Source organism: Clostridium sp. MCC345, from assembly GCF_018785345.1.
Taxonomy (GTDB): domain Bacteria; phylum Bacillota; class Clostridia; order Lachnospirales; family Anaerotignaceae; genus Anaerotignum_A; species Anaerotignum_A faecicola.
In genome coordinates this window covers 26,269-44,308 of sequence record NZ_WQPP01000008.1, presented here as the reverse complement: position 1 = coordinate 44,308, position 18,040 = coordinate 26,269, and the positions used below count along the sequence as shown (strand labels likewise).

General features: G+C 51.8%; 24 protein-coding genes. All 24 read left to right on the top strand.

Annotated elements, in window-relative coordinates:
- Nucleotides 1-216: 216 nt before the first annotated feature.
- The 24 genes from GPK49_RS01910 to GPK49_RS01795 all read left to right on the top strand — a co-directional run bounded on the left by GPK49_RS01910 (nt 217) and on the right by GPK49_RS01795 (nt 18,040).
- Nucleotides 217-891: a GTP pyrophosphokinase gene (locus GPK49_RS01910; RefSeq protein WP_016407481.1), complete on the top strand. Its 675-nt coding sequence runs from the start codon at nt 217-219 to the stop codon at nt 889-891.
- Complete coding sequence (gene cls / locus GPK49_RS01905) at nt 888-2,468, top strand: cardiolipin synthase (RefSeq protein ID WP_215676562.1); 1,581 nt, start codon at nt 888-890, stop codon at nt 2,466-2,468. The genes GPK49_RS01910 and cls overlap by 4 nt, the downstream gene beginning before the upstream one ends.
- Before the next feature lie 361 nt (nt 2,469-2,829).
- Entirely contained in the window at nt 2,830-4,503 is a 1,674-nt protein-coding gene (ilvB, locus tag GPK49_RS01900; protein ID WP_016407479.1) for a biosynthetic-type acetolactate synthase large subunit, read from the top strand.
- 2 nt (nt 4,504-4,505) lie between these two features.
- Entirely contained in the window at nt 4,506-5,054 is a 549-nt protein-coding gene (gene ilvN / locus GPK49_RS01895) for an acetolactate synthase small subunit (RefSeq protein WP_016407478.1), read from the top strand.
- Nucleotides 5,055-5,246: 192 nt separating this feature from the next.
- Nucleotides 5,247-6,371, top strand: coding sequence for a LysM peptidoglycan-binding domain-containing protein (locus GPK49_RS01890; protein WP_215676561.1), 1,125 nt, complete (start codon nt 5,247-5,249; stop codon nt 6,369-6,371).
- 200 nt (nt 6,372-6,571) lie between these two features.
- Nucleotides 6,572-6,952 (top strand): sigma factor-like helix-turn-helix DNA-binding protein, encoded by a 381-nt coding sequence (locus GPK49_RS01885; RefSeq protein WP_215676560.1) that lies wholly within the window; start codon nt 6,572-6,574, stop codon nt 6,950-6,952.
- 53 nt (nt 6,953-7,005) lie between these two features.
- The gene (locus tag GPK49_RS01880; protein WP_215676559.1) at nt 7,006-7,422 is read left to right on the top strand and encodes a hypothetical protein; all 417 of its coding nucleotides are present in this window, start codon (nt 7,006-7,008) and stop codon (nt 7,420-7,422) included.
- The gene (locus tag GPK49_RS01875; RefSeq protein ID WP_215676558.1) at nt 7,419-8,657 is read left to right on the top strand and encodes a PBSX family phage terminase large subunit; all 1,239 of its coding nucleotides are present in this window, start codon (nt 7,419-7,421) and stop codon (nt 8,655-8,657) included. The genes GPK49_RS01880 and GPK49_RS01875 overlap by 4 nt, the downstream gene beginning before the upstream one ends.
- Nucleotides 8,658-8,674: 17 nt before the next feature.
- A complete protein-coding gene (locus tag GPK49_RS01870) occupies nt 8,675-10,135 on the top strand; it encodes a phage portal protein (protein WP_215676557.1) in 1,461 nt (486 codons plus the stop codon).
- Nucleotides 10,113-10,535 (top strand): phage scaffolding protein, encoded by a 423-nt coding sequence (locus tag GPK49_RS01865; protein WP_215676556.1) that lies wholly within the window; start codon nt 10,113-10,115, stop codon nt 10,533-10,535. Before GPK49_RS01870 ends, GPK49_RS01865 begins: the two co-directional genes overlap by 23 nt.
- 13 nt (nt 10,536-10,548) lie before the next feature.
- A complete protein-coding gene (locus tag GPK49_RS01860) occupies nt 10,549-11,460 on the top strand; it encodes a hypothetical protein (RefSeq protein ID WP_215676555.1) in 912 nt (303 codons plus the stop codon).
- A 17-nt stretch (nt 11,461-11,477) separates the two neighbouring features.
- Entirely contained in the window at nt 11,478-11,777 is a 300-nt protein-coding gene (locus tag GPK49_RS01855) for a hypothetical protein (protein WP_016407470.1), read from the top strand.
- A 26-nt stretch (nt 11,778-11,803) separates the two neighbouring features.
- Nucleotides 11,804-12,166 (top strand): hypothetical protein, encoded by a 363-nt coding sequence (locus GPK49_RS01850; RefSeq protein ID WP_016407469.1) that lies wholly within the window; start codon nt 11,804-11,806, stop codon nt 12,164-12,166.
- Nucleotides 12,163-12,624, top strand: coding sequence for a phage tail terminator family protein (locus GPK49_RS01845; RefSeq protein ID WP_215676554.1), 462 nt, complete (start codon nt 12,163-12,165; stop codon nt 12,622-12,624). The genes GPK49_RS01850 and GPK49_RS01845 overlap by 4 nt, the downstream gene beginning before the upstream one ends.
- Nucleotides 12,584-12,748 (top strand): hypothetical protein, encoded by a 165-nt coding sequence (locus tag GPK49_RS01840; RefSeq protein ID WP_016407467.1) that lies wholly within the window; start codon nt 12,584-12,586, stop codon nt 12,746-12,748. Before GPK49_RS01845 ends, GPK49_RS01840 begins: the two co-directional genes overlap by 41 nt.
- 1 nt (nt 12,749) lies before the next feature.
- Complete coding sequence (locus GPK49_RS01835) at nt 12,750-14,042, top strand: phage tail sheath C-terminal domain-containing protein (protein ID WP_215676553.1); 1,293 nt, start codon at nt 12,750-12,752, stop codon at nt 14,040-14,042.
- A 12-nt stretch (nt 14,043-14,054) separates the two neighbouring features.
- The gene (locus GPK49_RS01830) at nt 14,055-14,510 is read left to right on the top strand and encodes a phage tail tube protein (RefSeq protein ID WP_016407465.1); all 456 of its coding nucleotides are present in this window, start codon (nt 14,055-14,057) and stop codon (nt 14,508-14,510) included.
- Between the two features lie 28 nt (nt 14,511-14,538).
- Nucleotides 14,539-14,904 carry a phage tail assembly chaperone gene (locus GPK49_RS01825; RefSeq protein ID WP_016407464.1) on the top strand — a complete coding sequence of 122 codons (366 nt, stop codon included), beginning with the start codon at nt 14,539-14,541 and terminating at the stop codon, nt 14,902-14,904.
- Nucleotides 14,886-15,533: a LysM peptidoglycan-binding domain-containing protein gene (locus GPK49_RS01820; protein ID WP_016407463.1), complete on the top strand. Its 648-nt coding sequence runs from the start codon at nt 14,886-14,888 to the stop codon at nt 15,531-15,533. The genes GPK49_RS01825 and GPK49_RS01820 overlap by 19 nt, the downstream gene beginning before the upstream one ends.
- A 21-nt stretch (nt 15,534-15,554) precedes the next feature.
- Nucleotides 15,555-16,535, top strand: a complete 981-nt coding sequence (locus GPK49_RS01815) for an XkdQ/YqbQ family protein (protein WP_215676552.1) — start codon at nt 15,555-15,557, stop codon at nt 16,533-16,535.
- On the top strand, nt 16,535-16,900 hold the full coding sequence (locus tag GPK49_RS01810) for a phage tail assembly chaperone (protein ID WP_016407461.1): 366 nt from the start codon (nt 16,535-16,537) through the stop codon (nt 16,898-16,900). The genes GPK49_RS01815 and GPK49_RS01810 overlap by 1 nt, the downstream gene beginning before the upstream one ends.
- On the top strand, nt 16,897-17,052 hold the full coding sequence (locus GPK49_RS01805; RefSeq protein ID WP_016407460.1) for a hypothetical protein: 156 nt from the start codon (nt 16,897-16,899) through the stop codon (nt 17,050-17,052). The genes GPK49_RS01810 and GPK49_RS01805 overlap by 4 nt, the downstream gene beginning before the upstream one ends.
- Nucleotides 17,053-17,056: 4 nt before the next feature.
- Nucleotides 17,057-17,710, top strand: coding sequence for a hypothetical protein (locus GPK49_RS01800; RefSeq protein ID WP_215676551.1), 654 nt, complete (start codon nt 17,057-17,059; stop codon nt 17,708-17,710).
- Between the two features lie 12 nt (nt 17,711-17,722).
- Complete coding sequence (locus GPK49_RS01795; RefSeq protein WP_016407459.1) at nt 17,723-18,040, top strand: DUF2577 domain-containing protein; 318 nt, start codon at nt 17,723-17,725, stop codon at nt 18,038-18,040.

Below are 18,040 nucleotides of genomic sequence, written 5' to 3'. Positions count from 1 at the left end.
CGTTGGCGATCTGAAGCAGATCCTGCCTAAACTGGCTGACGCTGTAAGAAAATACAAAGCAGCAAAAGCAAACAGCTAATGAAAACCGATTGGTTTTGAAATAAGCGAATGAAGACTCTCCCTTATGGGAGAGTCTTTTTTTGTCAGAAAATAGCAAAAATAGACAAGAATAGTCGGATATGCTATACTTAATATAATGAAGAAGGAGGCGGAAAGATGGAATTAAATAAAGTGATTGACTTGGAGGCACTGACTGCATCAGGGTTTCCTGAAGGATTGATTGAACAGGCAAGCGGATTTATGGAATTGATGATGCAATACAGATGTGCATTGATGGAAGTGGAGACGAAGCTGAATGTGTTGAATGCTGAATTTACCATGAAAAATAACCGCAATCCTTTTGAATCGATTAAGAGCAGAATCAAAACACCGAAAAGTATTCTTGAAAAGCTGCGAAGAAAGGGCTTTGAAATCAGCGTGAAGGGGATTGAGGAAAACCTTGCGGATGTGGCAGGGATTCGTGTGATTTGCTCCTTTCCGGATGATATTTATGCGACAGCGAAGATGCTGACGGATCAGGATGATATTCGCGTGATTCAGGTGAAGGATTATATCATAAACCCGAAGCCGAACGGCTACAGAAGTCTGCATCTGATTTTGGAGGTTCCGATTTTCTTATCGAACGAAAAGAAGAATATGAAGGTAGAGGTGCAGTTTCGCACGATTGCGATGGATTTCTGGGCAAGTTTGGAGCATAAGCTGAAATATAAGAAAAATATCGAAAATGCAGAGGAAATTTCCAAGGAATTGCAGAGATGTGCGGAGGCGAGCAGTCAGCTGGACTTGCGGATGCAGGCATTGAGAGATCGAATTGAGGCGGAACGCGAATGAGCAAGGATGGAAAAAAGCCATTAGGCGATAGCAGTGTTTTTCAGAAAGGGCGCAAGGGCGCGATGCGTGTGATTTACGGACGAACGGCGATTATTGCGGTTTCGTTTCTGGCGCAGATTATCCTGATAGGCGGCGTAGTGAATTTCTTCCGTCCGTACATACCGATGTTTTTCGGCGGCTATATGGTGCTTGGACTTGGCATTGTGCTTTTGATTTTGAATAAGGAAACGACACCGGAAACAAAGCTGATGTGGACGGTCATCACGATGCTGCTGCCTCTGGTTGGCGCGGCGTTATATGTATATGTGGAAACGCAGCCGGGGTATCGGCTGTTGGCGAAACGTCTGAATGATATTTATAAGCAGACGGAAGCATTTGTGCAGCAGGATGAGGCGGTTCTGGATGCCTTGGAGCAGAAAGACATCGGGACGGCGCAGCTGGCGAGATATGTGCATAAAAACGGTAATTTTGCAACCTATCAGAATACAGAGGTGACATTTTTTCCGCTTGGTGAGGACAAATTTGCGGCAATGCTGACGGAGCTGGAGCAGGCGGAGCAGTTCATTTTTATGGAATATTTCATCCTGAAGGAAGGCTATATGTGGGAAAAAATTCTGGAGATTCTGGAACGGAAGGTGCAGGCAGGTGTTGAGGTACGGGTGATGTATGACGGAACCTGTGCGATGTTTGATTTGCCGTTTCGTTACCCAGAGCTACTCAAGGCGAAGGGCATCCAATGCAAGATGTTTGCGCCGATTCGCCCGATTCTTTCCACGCATTACAACAACCGCGACCACAGAAAGATTCTTGTGATTGACGGGAAGGTCGGCTTTACGGGCGGCGTGAATATCGGGGATGAATATATCAACCGTGTGGAGAAACACGGGCATTGGAAGGACACTGCGGTGATGCTCAAGGGCGATGCGGTGCAGGGGCTGACGATGATGTTTTTGCAGATGTGGAACGTAACGGAGAAGGAGCCGGAATACGGAAAATATTTGCAGAAGGCGGAGAAAGCCTCACAGGCAAAGGGCTTTGTATTGCCTTATGGGGACAGTCCATTTGATGATGAACCGGTTGGCGAAACGGTTTATATGGATATTCTAAACCGTGCGAAAAAATATGTGCATATCATGACACCATATCTGATTATCGACCAGAGCATGATTACGGCACTGACCTTTGCGGCGAAGCGTGGCGTAGATGTGAAGCTGATTTTACCGCATATTCCGGATAAGAAATTTGTATTCGCATTGGCAAAGAGCCATTATAAGGAGCTGCTCAAGGCGGGGGTGCGGATTTATGAATATACACCCGGCTTTGTGCATGCAAAGATATTCACAAGCGATGATGAAAAGGCGGTTGTGGGGACAATCAATCTGGATTATCGCAGCCTGTATCTGCATTTTGAATGTGCGGCGTTTTTATATCAGGTGGAGGAAATCACGGAGATTGAGAAGGATTTTCAAAGGACATTGGAAAAATGTCAGGAGGTTACCCTGGAAAACCGCAAAAAAGGCACTTTTTTCCTGCGGCTGGAGGGGTGGCTGCTGAAATGGCTGGCTCCGCTGATGTAAAAACGGGAAAAAGAAAAAGCAGATAGACCTTGCATTTTCTAAAAAAATGTGCTAAATTAAATACATTATTTTATGTACGAGGAAAAGTACATAGCATACAGAAGATAATTATTTTACAAAAGAGGAAATTTTTATGAGAGCAAAATTCGTATCTGAAAATCTGAACGTCCTTCTTGGCGGCGTGCTGCTTCTGGTTTTGGCAGTGACAGCGGTCTTTTGAGTGATGCTCGGATTTCAGCGAATCGGCAGGAATGGCGATATTTGCTTTGACAGAAATTAGAACGACCCGGCAGCGCTCACTGTCGGGTCTTTTTATTTGAACAAAAGAGGAATACAGAAGAAGCACAAAGGAGAGATGGTTATGGAGATGACAGGCGCGCAGATATTGATGGAAACGCTGCTGGAGCAGGGCACAGATGTAATTTTTGGCTACCCCGGAGGGACGGTATTGGATTTATATGAGCAGATTTACCGAAACGAGGGACGGATTCGTCATGTATTGCCCTCCCATGAGCAGGGAGGGATTCATGCGGCGGATGGATATGCCAGAGCAACAGGTAAAACGGGCGTGGTGCTGGCGACCTCCGGCCCGGGCGCAACGAACCTGGTAACGGGGATTGCGACAGCTTATCTGGATTCGATTCCGCTGGTTATCATTACGGGGAATGTGCCCACAACGCTGATTGGGCAGGATAATTTTCAGGAGGTGGATGTATTCAGCCTGACGTATGGGATTGTCAAGCACAGCTACCGTGTAGCGCGCGTGGAGGAGCTGGCGGAGGATATCCGAGAGGCGTATGCCATTGCGGCATCGGGCAGACCGGGGCCTGTTCTGATTGATATTCCGAAGGATGTCCAGCAGAAAAAGACAAGGTTTACGCCTAAGCCGCCTGTGGAAATTCCCAAAATTGCAGGGGAATATACCGAAAAGGAAATTGCACAGGCGGTGAAGCTGATGGAAAAGGCAAAACGTCCCTGCATTTATTGCGGCGGCGGTGTGATTATGGCGGATGCAGGGGAAGAAATTATGGAGCTTTCCCGCAGACTGGATGCGCCGATTTGTCATAGCCTGATGGGCGTGGATGCGGTGCCGACCGACTTCCCTGCAAGCCTCGGAATGTCTGGGATGCACGGACAATATGCATCAACAAAGGCGATTGCCGAGGCGGATCTGCTGATAGCTGTTGGGGCGAGGTTCAGTGACCGCGCGGTTGGAGATAAGCAGAAATATGCGGCGAAAGCGAAAATCATTCATATTGAAATTGATCCGGCAGAGGTGGATAAAAGCATAACGGTTGACCTGCCCTTGATTGGGGACGCAAAGGAGATTCTGGGGAAAATTCTGGCTGCGGTGGAAGGCGGCAAAAAGGAAAAATGGCAGGCGGAAATTGCCGAAATGCGCGCCTTTGGGCGGATGCACGCAACCGACTACAGCGGGAAATTAACACCAGATGCGATTATTGATGCGGTCAGCAGAGTTATGCCGAAGGATACGCCGATTGTAACGGACGTAGGGCAGCACCAGATGTGGGTGGCGCAGAGATATCCCTTTGCACAGCCGCGCACCTTCCTGACCAGCGGCGGCCTTGGCACGATGGGCTTTGGTATGGGGGCGGCAAACGGTGCCTGCATCGGGACAGGAAGGAAAACCGTACTCTTTACGGGGGACGGCAGCTTTGCGATGAACTTTAATGAGCTGGGGACAGCGGTGACGGAAGGACTGCCTGTCATTGTGGTGTTGATGGATAACGGTGTACTGGGGATGGTACGGCAGCTGCAGAGGTTTTTCAGCAACGGGCATTATTCTCAGACGACAACAAACAGAAAAACGGACTTCGTTGCATTTGCAAGGGCAATGGGGGCAGAGGGATACCGTGCGACAACAACGGAAGAAATGGCGGATGCCATGCAGAAGGCGAAGGCGGCAGAAGGGCCTGTTGTGATTGCATGCGAGATTGACCGAGAGGATATGGTATACCCGATGGTGCCTTCAAACCAATCCATTGATGAAATGATTTTGCAGGGAGGTCGGTAAGTATGAAAAAATATATGATAGGGCTTTTGGTAACGAATAAATACGGCGTGCTGACAAGAATTGCATCGCTTTTTGCGCGCAGAGGATATAATATTGATACGCTGACGGTTGGGGAAACGGTGAATCCGCAGGTTTCTCGTATGACGATTATGATTACGGGGAATGACCATGACAGAGACCAGATGATCAAGCAGCTGAGAAAGCTGCACGATGTGCATTTTGTAAAGGAAATGGTGGCGGAAAAATCGGTTTGCAGAGAGCTGGTGCTGTTAAAGGTGGCAACAGACCGCAGTAACCGACAGGAAATCATTGATGCGGCGAATGTATTCCGCAATAAGATTATTGATTATTCCACCGATGCGATTACGATGGAGCTGACAGGGGAAACGAAAAAGCTGGATGCGTTTATCGAGTTAATGAAGGAATACGGGATTCTGGAGCTGGGGCGAACAGGCGTGGTTTCGCTGAAGCGAGGGGACGAATGTCTGGACGGAACAAACAGCAGGAGTCTGAAGAAGCCGAGAGTAAGAAAAAGAAAAACAGAAGAATAAGAGAAGGGCGGTCTGCAACAGACCGCTTTTTTGTGTGCGGAGGGCGAAAAAAGACGGATATTGCAGAGGAAAAAGGGGCATCACCGACAGCGTTTGACAGGATATGCAAAGAAGAAATGGTATCTTTGTAGACAGGAATGGAAAGATACGATTTTCAGTCTGGCAAAGAGAAAGTGCAAAGGAGGATACAGGATGCAATATCAATTTGACGGTGAAAGGGAACGCAGGGCGGAATTTGCTATGCCGAAGCGGACGAAGCAGATGGGCGGCATTGAGCAGCGGCTCAGAATCTTTGTAGAGGATTATGTATATACATATCTTTATCAATATGGAAGAAGCGGCGGCGGAGCAGAAAAGCTGGCGGCGCTGGTCGGGAAATATTATGAGCTTGAGGGGCAGAGGGTGCTTTTGATTTCGGGCGCAATACAGGCGAAGGGAACGGTGCAGGAAGGCGGCACAGAGCGATTTGGCGATGAAACATGGGAATACATCGGCGGGCAGCTGCAGCAATACTTTAAGGGGATGACGGTGGTCGGCTGGGTGCATTGCCAACCGGGCTTCGGGGCATTTCTGACGGCGAAGGACGAGCAGTTCCATCGGGAATATTTCAAGGAGGACTGGCAGGTGCTTTTTGCGATGGACACAGTGGACAGGCTGGACAGCTTTTATCTCTATAATGAGGACGGGAGTGGACTGCGGCAGGCAAGAGGGTATTTTGTATACTATGACAGAAACCGGGAGATGCAGGAATATATGCTCGATAACAGCATGATTCGCCCAAGGGAGGAAGCGGCAGAAATTGAGAGTGCGGTAGAGCAGCCGAAGGAGGGCGCAAGACGACGGAAGAAGCCCACGCAGGAGGAGCGGATGGATGCGGCAAAGGAGATTCGCAGGGTGCTGCAAAAGCGCGAAACGGTGGTGAAGCAGGCAAAAAGGGAGCATGATCTGATGCTGTTGGCGGTGAGCGGCGTGCTTTGTGTGGTGTGCGTGTGCATGGGAATGGCAATGATGCAGAGCCTTGGCAGATTGCAGCTTGTGGAGAAGGAATTGACGGCAATGCAGACCTCCTATCAGACGTTGGCGGAAAATCTGGAGGATGCGAGGGTGCAGAGCGTTTTTGCGGTGCAGAAGCAGCCGCAGACCGCAGAGGAGCAGCCGGAACAAAAGCGAAGCTATACCGTGGAAAGCGGCGACAGCTTAGGATTTATCAGCAGGAAATTTTACGGGGACAGCAGCGGGATTCAGAAAATCATGGAGGCAAACGGATTGGCAAATGCAGATATGATTTTCGAGGGGCAGACACTGCTGATTCCGTAAGGGAATACGTTAAAATTGGAGAAAGCCTATGGTTTTGAGAGAAGCCATGGGCTTTTTTTATTTTGGGAAAAGGGGGTTGACAGAAGGATAAGGAAAATGATACATATATGCAAGAACAAATGTTCTATACAAAAGGGAATATAAGTTCTTGTTGCGGAGAGGGGGAGAAGGATATCTGGAAGGCGTATGTGAGAAGGGGAATGAACAGTGAGAAGGGACAGATGAAGTTTCGGCTGCTGGATTGGGGCTGCACGGTGGAGCGATGCAGGCGATTGCAGGAGGAGCTGCGGCGGCTGGAGGAGCCGGAGGGGACAGAGAATACTTTCTTGCAAGAGGAATTTAAAGCGGAGCGGGCGCGGCTGGAAGGAAGGCTTGCGGAAATCTGGAGAGAGAAAAAGCGGATGGATGCACTGCTTGCAGGACTGGAGGAGAACGAGCAGGAATACATCCGACTGCGGTTTGAGAAGGGATACGGGATTGATTATATCGGCAGGAGGCTGTATATCAGCAGGGCAACAGTGTTTCGGATGCAGGACAGGATTCTGAAAAAGCTGCGGCAAGCGGAGATTGAGACTCCGTGAGACTAAGGGGAGGGTATATTGAAGGAGCAGCGGAGAAAGGAGGCGATGCAAATGTGGAAAAGAGACAGGAGTTAAGCGAAAAGCAGGAGGAATTTTGCAGACTGCTGGCAGAAGGCAAGACAACAGGCGAAGCAGAGCGGCTGATTGGGTTTTCTAAGGGATATGGCTGGAGGCTGATGCGGAAGGAGCATATCCGAAGGGCAATTAAGGTGAGAAAGAACCCAAGTGCGGCAGATGCGGAGGAAACGCAGAAGGGCGTACAGCGGATGGAACAGCCGAGAAAAGGAGAAACGGCGAAGAAGGCCGAGATTCTCAGCTTTCTGACGGAAGTGATGCGAGACGAGGAGGAGGCCGACCTCAAGACAAGGATGAAGGCGGCGGAGCTTTTGGGAAAGAGAGAAAGCCTTTTTGAGAAGAAAACACCGACGGAAAAGGAAAGCCGCGTAATCATCGTGGATGACCTGCCATGAAGGAGATACGATTAAGCGAATGGATCGGGGAAGGGTTTTATGACATCCACAGAGACATTCGGGAGGGCAGGCACACGCATTACTGGCTGAAGGGCGGCAGAGGAAGCGGCAAATCCTCATTCCTTTCACTGGAAATTTTACTGGGGCTGATTGCAGACAGGGACGCAAACGCAGTGGTGCTGCGAAAGGTGGCGGCGAATTTGCGGGACAGCGTATTCGAGCAGATGAATTGGGCCATTCATGCTTTGGGTGTGGAGGAGGAATGGGAGAAAAAAATCAGCCCGATGGAGTTGATCCGAAAGGGGACGGGGCAGAAAATCCTCTTTCGGGGGTGCGATGACCCGAAAAAGCTGAAATCCATCAAATTTCAGAGAGGGTACGCGAAATTCATCTGGTATGAGGAAGCGGACGAATTCGGCGGCATGGCGGAGCTGCGAAGCCTGAACCAGAGCCTTTTGCGCGGCGGTGAGGAATTTCGTATCTTTTACAGCTACAATCCACCGAAGCAGGGACGCAGCTGGATAAATCTTGAGACGGCAGAGGAACGGGCAGACAGGCTGATTCATCACAGCACATATTTACAGATGAAGGAGGAATGGCTCGGAAAGCAATTTCTGGCGGAGGCGGAATATATACGGAAGCGGCACCCCGAAATCTACCGACATGAATATTTAGGAGAGGTGACGGGGAACGGCGGCGAGGTATTCCGAAACCTGATGCTCAGAGAAATTACGGATGTGGAGATTGCCGCGTTTGACCGCCTGCGGCGCGGACTGGACTGGGGGTACACAGTAGATCCGCTGCACTACACGGTGAACCACTACGACAGGACGAGACGGCGGCTGTATATTTTCTACGAGCTGCGGGCGCAGGGGATGAGCAACCGCAGACTGGCAGAGGAAATCAACCGAGAGAACCCGAAGCATCGGGAGGTGATTTGCGACAGCGCGGAGCCGAAATCCATTGCGGAGATGCGCGAATACGGCGTAGCGGCGATTGGGGCAAGGAAGGGCCCCGATAGCGTTTATTACGGTATTAAGTGGATGCAGGACTTAGAGGAAATCATCATTGACCCGAAAAGATGCCCTGAGACGGCGAGAGAATTCAGCAGCTATGAATACGAAAGCGACGGGAGGGGCGGCTGGCGTGCGGCTTTTCCTGACAGGGACAACCACGCGATTGACGCGGTGCGCTACAGCAGAGAGGAGGACATGCGGCATGTTCGTGTGCGATAAGAAAGGAGAAGGGAAGTTTGTTTATCACAGAGATGGAGCTGCTGCAGGCAAGACTGGCGGCAGGGAAAAGGCTGAATGACAGCCATATTCTGAAGGAGATTTTGCAGGAGGACAGAAGCAGCGAGAGGAAAAGACGGATGGCGGAGGGAGAGCGATATTACCGCGGCGAGCATGACAGTCTACAGAAGGACTTCCGCAGAAGCCCAATTTCCGAGACAAAGGAAAACGGGGAGGAGGAACTGCGGATGTTTTTTAACCCGAACAGAAGCAACCACCATTGCGTACACCCGTTTCATCACACACTGGTGGCGCAGAAAACGGCGTACCTCGTGGGGAGAGAGCCGACCATCAGCGTAAGAAACGGAGAAAAGGCGTTTGAGGAAATGCTGACGGAGCTGGCGGATGAGCACTTTAACGGGATGCTGCAAAGCTGGCTGACGGGGGCGGCGAACAAGGGGGTGGAATACCTGCACGTTTATTATGACGGAGAGGGGAATTTTCGCTACTGCATTGTGCCGGCGGAGGAAATCATCGCAATTTATGATGAGGAATATCAGCAGGAGCTGCGCGAGGTGATTCGTTATTATGACATCAAGGTTCTGGACGAGGGCAGAGAGAAAACGAAGCGGCGCGTGGAATGGTGGACGGCGGAGGACGTGACCTATTTTACGGAGAACGGCGACGGAGAATTTTTGCAGGAGAAAACCTGCGGACACTGGGCGGTGACGGCACTTCTGGACGGAGAGGAAACAGAAACAGAACAGCATGGCTGGGGGCGCGTGCCTTTTATTCCGCTCAGGAACAATGGGAAGGAGCTGACGGATTTGCAGCTGGTGAAGGGGCTGATTGATGCGTATGACCTTGTGAGCAGCGAGGGGACGAACAATCTGCTGGATCTGGTGGATCTGTACTGGGTGATTCAGGGCTACGGCGGCGAAACGGCAAGCGCGGTGGCGAAAAAGCTGCAAATCAACAAGGCGGTGCAGATCAGCGACAGCAGCGGCAACGTGGAGGCAAAACAGGTGCAGCTGCCGGTAGAGGGCAGACTGGACTGGATGCAGATGCTCCGCAAGGATATTTTTCACTTCGGGATGGGGGTGGACACGGACAGCGACGATTGGGGCAAGGCGGCAAGCGGCGTTGCACTGAAATTCCAATATGCGATGTTTTACCTGAAAATCAACGGGATTGTGCCGGAAATCAAGCGGGCGGTGAAGGAATTCTTCCGCTTTGCGACAGAGGATCGGAACAGGGAAAACGGGACGGATTGGGATTGGAGAAAAATTCAGATTACGCTGAACACCAACGGGATTACCGATGACATGGAGACGATGCAGATTATTGCGGCAAGCAAGGGGATGGTGAGCGAAAAGACGCTTCTGGGGAAGCATCCCTTTGTGGAGGACGTAAACAGCGAAATGGAGCAGCTGGAGAGAGAAAGAAAGGAGAAGGACAATGAAATTGACACAGATGATTGAGAAATTTGCCAAGCAGGGGATGCTGAACGGCGCGGCGAGGGCAGAGCTGCTGCAGGCGGCAGAGGAAACTGAGCAGGAAATGGCAGAATTGCAGGAGGCACTGAGCGGCAAGGACGGCGAACTGGCGGAAAACAGAAAAACGGCGGCAGTGGAAAGAGCCATTCTGGAGGGCGGCGGCAAAAACGTGAAGGCGATTCTGGCACTGCTTGATATGGAGGAAATCAGCTATGACGCGAAGGAGGGGCTGAAAGGACTGGATTTGGAGGAAGTGAAGGCGGAAGCACCCTATTTGTTCTATGAAAAAACAGAGAAGAAAAAGGGGACAGGCGCGCCCATGACCAGACAGAAAAAGAAAGAGGACGAAATCAGAGCGGCATTCCGCAGAGGCTTAGGCAGATAAGGAGGAAAGGAATATGAGTTTTAACAGTTTTGAATATGCAACCGTTTTTATGGAGGAGCTGGACAGCCAGCTGCTGGATCAGTCTACTACAGGCTGGATGGAGGAAAATGCGGGACAGGTGCAGTACAACGGAGGTGCTGAGGTGAAAATTCCCAAGATGCAGATGAGCGGTCTGGGGAATTATGACAGGGACGGCGGCTTCGCGAAGGGGGCTGTGACCGTGACCTACGAAACAAGAAGGCTGACACAGGACAGAGGCAGAACCTTCCAGCTGGACGCGATGGACGTGGATGAAATGAACTTTGCGCCTACGGCAGGGGCAGTGATGCGCGAATTTCAGAATACAAAGGTGATTCCCGAAATTGATGCTTACCGCTACAGCAAAATTGCGGAGCTGGCGCAGGCGGCAGGCAAGGCGAGAGCATACACCGTGGAGGTGGAGACGATTTTTGAAAACCTGCTGCAGGACATGACTGCGGTGCGAGATACGGTCGGCGATGGGTGCGAAATGGTGATTGCGATGAGCGCGAAGGTGGCAGGCAAGCTGGATTTGGCGAAGGGCGGCAGCCATATTCTGGAAAGCGGCACATTCCAACAGGGGAGCGTGGAGCTGAAGGTAAAGGAACTGGACGGTTGTCCCATTATTCGCGTACCTTCTGCGAGATTCCAGACAAAATATACATTTCTGGATGGCGTGGAAAAGGCAGAGGGCGGCTTTGCGGCGGCAGCGGATGCGAAGGGCATTAACTGGATTATCATGGTGAAGCAGGCACCTGTGGCAATTTCCAAGACAGACGTGACCAGAATTTTTGACCCCATGACCAACCAGAACGCAAACGCATGGAAAATTGACTACAGAAAATACCACGATCTCTGGATTGCGGACAACAGCATGGACGGCGTTTTTGTGAACGTGAGCGCATAAGAAAGGATGTCGGACGGATGAAGGAGAGGATTCCGGAGGAACTGCGGAGGCTAGGCAGAAAGGAGGAAGAAAATCTGCTTGCCTTTGCGGCGGAAAGAAGTGTTTCCATGATGCAGGCATATTGCAACCGAGAGGATTTGCCGAAGGAGCTTTGGAGCGTTGGCGTGGCACTGGCACAGCAGCTTCTGGACGCGGCAGATGTAAAGAGCATCAAGGAAGGGGACGTAAGCGTAACCTTTGCGGAGAGCAGAGCGGAAACGGAATTGTTAGCCGATTTTCGGACGGAGCTGGACAGATTTCGCAGAGCAGACTGGTAAGAAATGAGAAAAGGGGGATGGTTCGCATGAAACGAAGCTTTGAGAAGGCGAAAAAGGCGGTGGAGCGGCTGTTTCGGGACACCTGCTTTGTGGAGACCTTTTCGGAGGAAACGGCGGCGTGGGGCGAAAGCCTGCACGAGAAGGGGGAGGGAGAGACCTTCCCCTGCCGTCTGACGGAAAAGGCAGAGGTCTGCGGCACGGACGGGCTGCTGACACAGACAGAAAAGACGGTGATTCTGCTTTACCCTACAGAGAAGGAGATTGCGGCAGGGAGTGCGGTGCGGATTCGGCAGGAAAACGGCGCGGAGCGGCGCTACATTGCGGCAGGCGAGAGCCGTATTTTTCTGACGCACAGGGCGGTTGGACTGAGAAGGGATGAAACGGTATGACGGAGGAAATCAGACGAGCGGTGATACAGGCGATTGCGGCGCGGTTTCAGTTGCCCGTATATGGGCAGAGGGTGCCGCAGGGGGCGAAAAAGCCCTGCTTTACGGTGGAATTGAAGGAAACGGAGCAGAAGCGTCTGCTTGGCAGGAGAGCGGCGAGAAAAGCGGTCTTCGAGGTGACGTATTACTGCGGTGAGGAAAAAGCTGCGGCGGCGGAGTGTGCAGAAGCTTTGGACGGACTGTATGAGACGCTTTGCATCATTGGGAGAGAGGAACGCTTTGCGGCAAGCGGTATGCAGGAGGAAAGGACAGAGACGGGCATCCGATTTACGGCGGAATATGAATATCATGTAATGCTGACGGAGGAGACGACGGAGAGGATGGAACGGCTGAAATATAACGGAAAGGAAGCGGTTGGCTATGAAGAAAAAGGCGACATTCAGCAGAGAACAGCTGAGTAAAAGCAAGACCTTCGGCTATGGGAAGGATCTGGTGCTGGCGGTACTGGAGGACAGGGACTATACGAAGGACGAGGCGGAGAAGGAGATTCAGGCATATCTGACAGGAGAAAGAGAGGGGATTTGATATGGCATTAGGCGGCGGTACATTTATGACACAGAACAAGGTTCTGCCCGGGGCATACATCAATTTTGTTTCCAGACCAAGAGCCATGGGCAGTCTGGGCGAAAGAGGCGTGGTCTGCGTCGGGATGGAGCTGGACTGGGGCAGGGAAGGCATGACGGACATTGCGGCGGCAGAGGGCAGAACGAATTGCAGAGAGCTTTTCGGCTACACCTACCTGAGCGAGGAAATGAAGGATCTGCGTGAGCTGTTTGCGCACGCGAAGGAAGTGAAGCTTTACCGACTGAATGGCGGCGAGAAGGCGAGGATGACGCAGGACGGGCTGACAGTGACAGCGAAATATCCTGGGAAAAGAGGGAACGACATCTGCATCAAGATTGCGGAAAACGTGGACGAAAGCGACTGCTGGGATGTGGAAACGTATTTGGATGCGGAGGTAGTAGATGCACAGACGGTGACAAGGATTGAGGATTTGCGGGAAAATGCGTTTGTGGAATTTGGCGGCACAGGCGGGCTGACCGCGGCGGCAGGCATTTACCTGACAGGCGGCACAACCGCGGCGGCAACGGGGAGCGCATATACGGCATTTCTGGAGGCGGCAGAGAAGGAGGACTTCAATGCACTGGCATACAACGGCGCGGACGAGAAAACAAAAAAGCTGTTTGTGAATTTTACGAAGCGAATGCGCGAGGAGGAAGGCGTAAAATTTGTGACGGTGCTGCATGATTACCCTGCGGCAGACCACGAAGGCGTGATTTCCGTCGGGACGGCGGCAGAGTTGGTTTACTGGACGGCAGGGGCAAGCGCAGGCGCAGAGGTGAACGAAAGCCTGACGAATACAGCCTATGACGGAGAATACGAGGTGGACGCAAAGCTGAAAAAGAGCGACTACATCAAGGGCATCCGGAAGGGACAGCTCCTGTTTTATGAGGAGGACGGCACACTGCGCGTACTGCGCGACATCAACAGCTTTACCTCCTTTGCGGCGGCGAAGAACAGCGATTTTTCGAGCAACAGGGTGGTGCGCGTGTTGGACAGTATTGCAAATGATGTGGCGAATATTTTCAGCAAATATTACCTTGGGAAGCAGAGCAACAATGCAAACGGCAGAAATCTGCTGAAGGCGGAGATTCTGGCATACCATGAGGAGCTGATGAAGCTTGAGGCAATCGAAGGCTTTACGGCGGACGACATTACGGTGGAAAAGGGCGCGGAGAAGCAGGATGTTGTGGTATATGAGGCGATTCAGCCTGTGGATGCGATGGAAAAGCTGTATATGAAGGTTGAGGTTGTATAAGGAGGTACGAGGATGGGCTATTTGAGAGCAAAGGACACAGTGAACGGTGCATTGGGAACCTGCTTTGCCATCATTGACGGCAAGCGGCACGAGCTAATGCAGGTGAAGAACATTCAGGCGAAGGTGAAGAAAACCAGAATGACGATTCCTATTCTGGGGATGACCGCAAAGCAGCAGAAAAGCGGCGGCTGGGAAGGCACAGGGACGATGACGGTATATTATGTGAGCAGTTTGTTTCGCAGGGTGATGGCGGATTATATGAAAAACGGCGTGGACACCTATTTTGAACTGCTGCTGACAAATGAGGACCCGACAGGGGATGCCGGCAGACAGACGGTGCTTCTGAAGGATGTGAATATTGAGGAAATGCTGATTGGCAAGATTGACGTGGAGGAAGCGGCAATGGAGGAGGAAATGAAGTTTACCTTTGGCGGCGTGGAGCTTCTGGACAAATTCAATCAGATGTAAGAAATTTTGAAGAACGGGAGGGGCTATTTTGGGACAGGAATGCTTTTACAGAGAGAACAGGCAGGACAGAGCGGAGGAGGAAATTCTTCTGACAGAGCGATTGGCTGAAGGCTGCGGTGAAACGCACTGGCGGATTCGCCCGATGACACAGAGGGAGAATGAGGAAATCTGGAAGCGGTGCGGCGAGGACGAAGGGCGGTATCAGGAAATGATTCTGGCGGAGAGCGTTGTGTTCCCTGATTTGAAGGATGCGGCATTGCAGAACAGCTACGGCGTGATTGGGGCGGAGCGGCTGTTGGCAAGACTGCTGCTGGCGGGGGAATATGACTGCCTGCGGCGAGAGGTGGAGCGCATCAACGGAGGGGAGGATGACGGATGTACCGATTATATTTAAAGCAGAACGGGGAGCAGCTTCTGCTGCCTGTGACACCTGCGGAGATTGAGACGAGGACGGGAAACCAGAATAAGACAGCGTATATTCTGGATTTCGGGGAGATGAATCTGGCGAAAAAGCCGGGACTTACGGAAATCCGCTTTACGGCACTGCTGCCGGGACGGGCATACAGCTTTGTGCAGACGGAGGGCGGCTTTCGGGAACCGGAATATTTTCTGAATCGTTTTAAGGAATACAAGGCTTCGGCAAAGCCCGTACAGATGATTTTATTTCGCAGGCTGGCAGATGGCAAGCAGAAATTCTGCGGCAATACGGAGGTGCTGCTGGAGGAATACACGGTGACGGAAAAGGGCGGCGAACAGGGGGACTTCTGGGTGGAATTTTTCTGGAAGGAATGGAGAGCGGCAAAAAGTATTCGTTACAGTATTCAGGGGAACAGCATGATGGCACAGGGACAGGCAAGGCAGGCAAAGCAGCCTGCCGCCGGCTATACGGTGCAGAGGGGCGACAGCCTTTGGAGCATTGCGAAAAAGCAGCTTGGAGATGGGACGAAATACAAGGAGATTGCACGGAAGAACGGAATTGCGAACCCGAATCGCATCTATCCGGGGCAGGTGCTGAAGCTGTAAAAAAGAAAGGGGAAAACGGGGATGAACATAAAACTATTATTGCAGCATGGGACGAGCATCTATGACGCGACACCGATTCTGGAAGGGCGCGTGGAATGGTTCGCAAGCGTGATGGGGAAGGCAGGACGGCTGAAATTTCGCGTGGTGCGTGACGGGATTGTGAATTTCGTGGAGGGAGACAGGGTTTCCTTTTATGTGGACAGCGTGCTGCGCTTCAGCGGCTTTGTGATGACGAAGGAGAGAACCTCGGAGCAGATTATTTCGGTGACGGCGTATGACCAGATGTTTTATCTGGTGCGAAACAAGGGGACGTATGTATTTCTGAATAAGAGTGCGAAGGAAATTATACAGACCATCGGGGCGGATTACGGCTTGGAGATTGGCTATATCAATGACGGCGGATGGAGGATTCCGCAGAGAATTGAGGAGGGGGAAACACTGATGGATATGATTCTTTCTGCACTGGAAATCTGCGGACAGGCAACGGGAAAGGAATATTTTTTATTCGACAGAGGCGGTCAGCTGATTGTGAAGGAGAAAAAGGAGATGGCAGTGGAGGCGGTGCTGCGGTGCGATGGGGGCATCAGCGAATACACCTATCGGACGGACATCAGCAAGGATACCTATAACGCGGTGCAGCTTTACCATGCAGGGCGGAAGGAAATCGAGCGAAAGGCATGGAAGGTGGAAAACGCAGAAAAGGTGAAGAAATGGGGCAGACTGCAGTATTACAAGCGCGTACCCTACACGATGAACAGCGCACAGCTGAAGGAGCAGGCAGAACGTATTTTGAAGGAAAAATGCAGAGTGGTGAAAAAGCTGACGGTGGAGAACATCAACGGGGATGTGATGCTTTTTGCAGGGAATACCATCTGGCTGGAGATTCCCGGACTGGCGGAAATCAGCCTGCAGGGGCAGGTTCTGATTGAGAATTGCACACATATTTTTGAGGAAGGCGCGCATCGGATGCAGCTGGACATTCGCATTGAGGAGGTTGGCTAATGGATTTGAAAGGCTTTTTGAAGGAAAACAACGGATTTCCCGAAAACAGAAGGGTGCATATTTCGCCCTGCTTTCGGGAGAACGGCGAGGAGGTGCTCTGGGAGCTGCGTGCGGTGAGCGAGGAAGAATACCGCAGGGCGGCAGAGGGCAAGCGAGATAAATGGGCGGTGCTTTGCATGCTTTCTGTAGTAGTGCCGGATTTGACGGACAGGGCACTCCGGGAAAGCTATGGCGCGGACAGCGGAGAAGCAGCATTGCAGGAGATGCTTTATCCGGGGGAGTATATGCGGTTATTGGAGGCGGTGAAGGATATCAATGGATTCCAAAGCCGCAGAAGGGTCTGGAAGGAACAGGCAAAAAAATGATTGCGGAGGGTGTAGATGAGGCGGATTATGCCTGCTATGCTCTCCGCAGATACGGCATACGCCCGAAGGACTGGGCGGAAATGACAACACCTGAGAGAATGTTTTGCTGTGCGGTGATTGAGATGGAGATTGCGGCAGAGGAAAAGAGGTGAAGGGATGCAGCAGGAGAAAAAGGGGCTGTTTGGGCGGCTGTTGGACTTTTGGAAGGAAAAGACGGAAGAAGCCGGCGGCGGCATCGGTTTTTGGAGCGGAGGAAAAACGGAAGGAAAAACAACGGCAGAAAACCGACAGGACGCACTGCCGCAGGAGAAGGCGGAAAAGAAGCCCTTCTTTTGGGAGGAAACAGTGCGGACAGCAAAGGGAAAGAAGGCAGAGGAAGCAGAGACTTTCGGGCAGGAACGGCGAAGGTCTTTTGCGGAGGAGAAAACGGCGGAAGCAAAGGGGCCTGCATTGCGGACGGCGGAGGAAAGCACGCAGGAGAGGAAAACGATTGTTCCGATTTTTACGGCAGAGATTTTTCGGGAGAAAACGGAGTGGCGCGAAGCGGAAGAAAGGCGGAAAATGATTTTTATGCAGGAAGCACCTTTTGCGGAGCAGGAGAAGCGGAAAACGATTCCGATTGTGGCAGAAACAGGGCTTGCCGAAAAAGCGGCGGCTTCCGAAGAAGCAGAAGAGCTGCCCCAGGAAGCACCGAAAAAGGAACGGGAGCAGGCAAAGGGTGCGGAGATTGATATAGAACGGCTGATGCGCGAGATGACGAAGCGGCTCTGGGAAGAAAGGGAAGCAAGCGGCAGGCGGCTGAGACGATAAGGAGGAGAAGGGATGCTTGAGATTATCAAACAATTGGCACTGGATGCGGCGGAGAAGGGTGCGGATTTCTGCGTAGGAACAGTGACAAAGGCGGCACCGCTGACAATTCGACTGGAGGAAGGACTGGAGCTGACAGAGGCGTTTCTGGTTCTGACGGAGGATGTTTTGCAGGCAGAGGAAACGGGCAGTATACAGATTGAGGGCGGCAGCTGGCGTGCATATCGACTGAAGCGAAGCAGAGCTTTGCAGGCAGGAGAGGCGGTGGCACTGCTGCGGGCAGACGGCGGACAGCAATATTTGGTGCTTGGGAGAGTGCGAAAGGAAGGATAG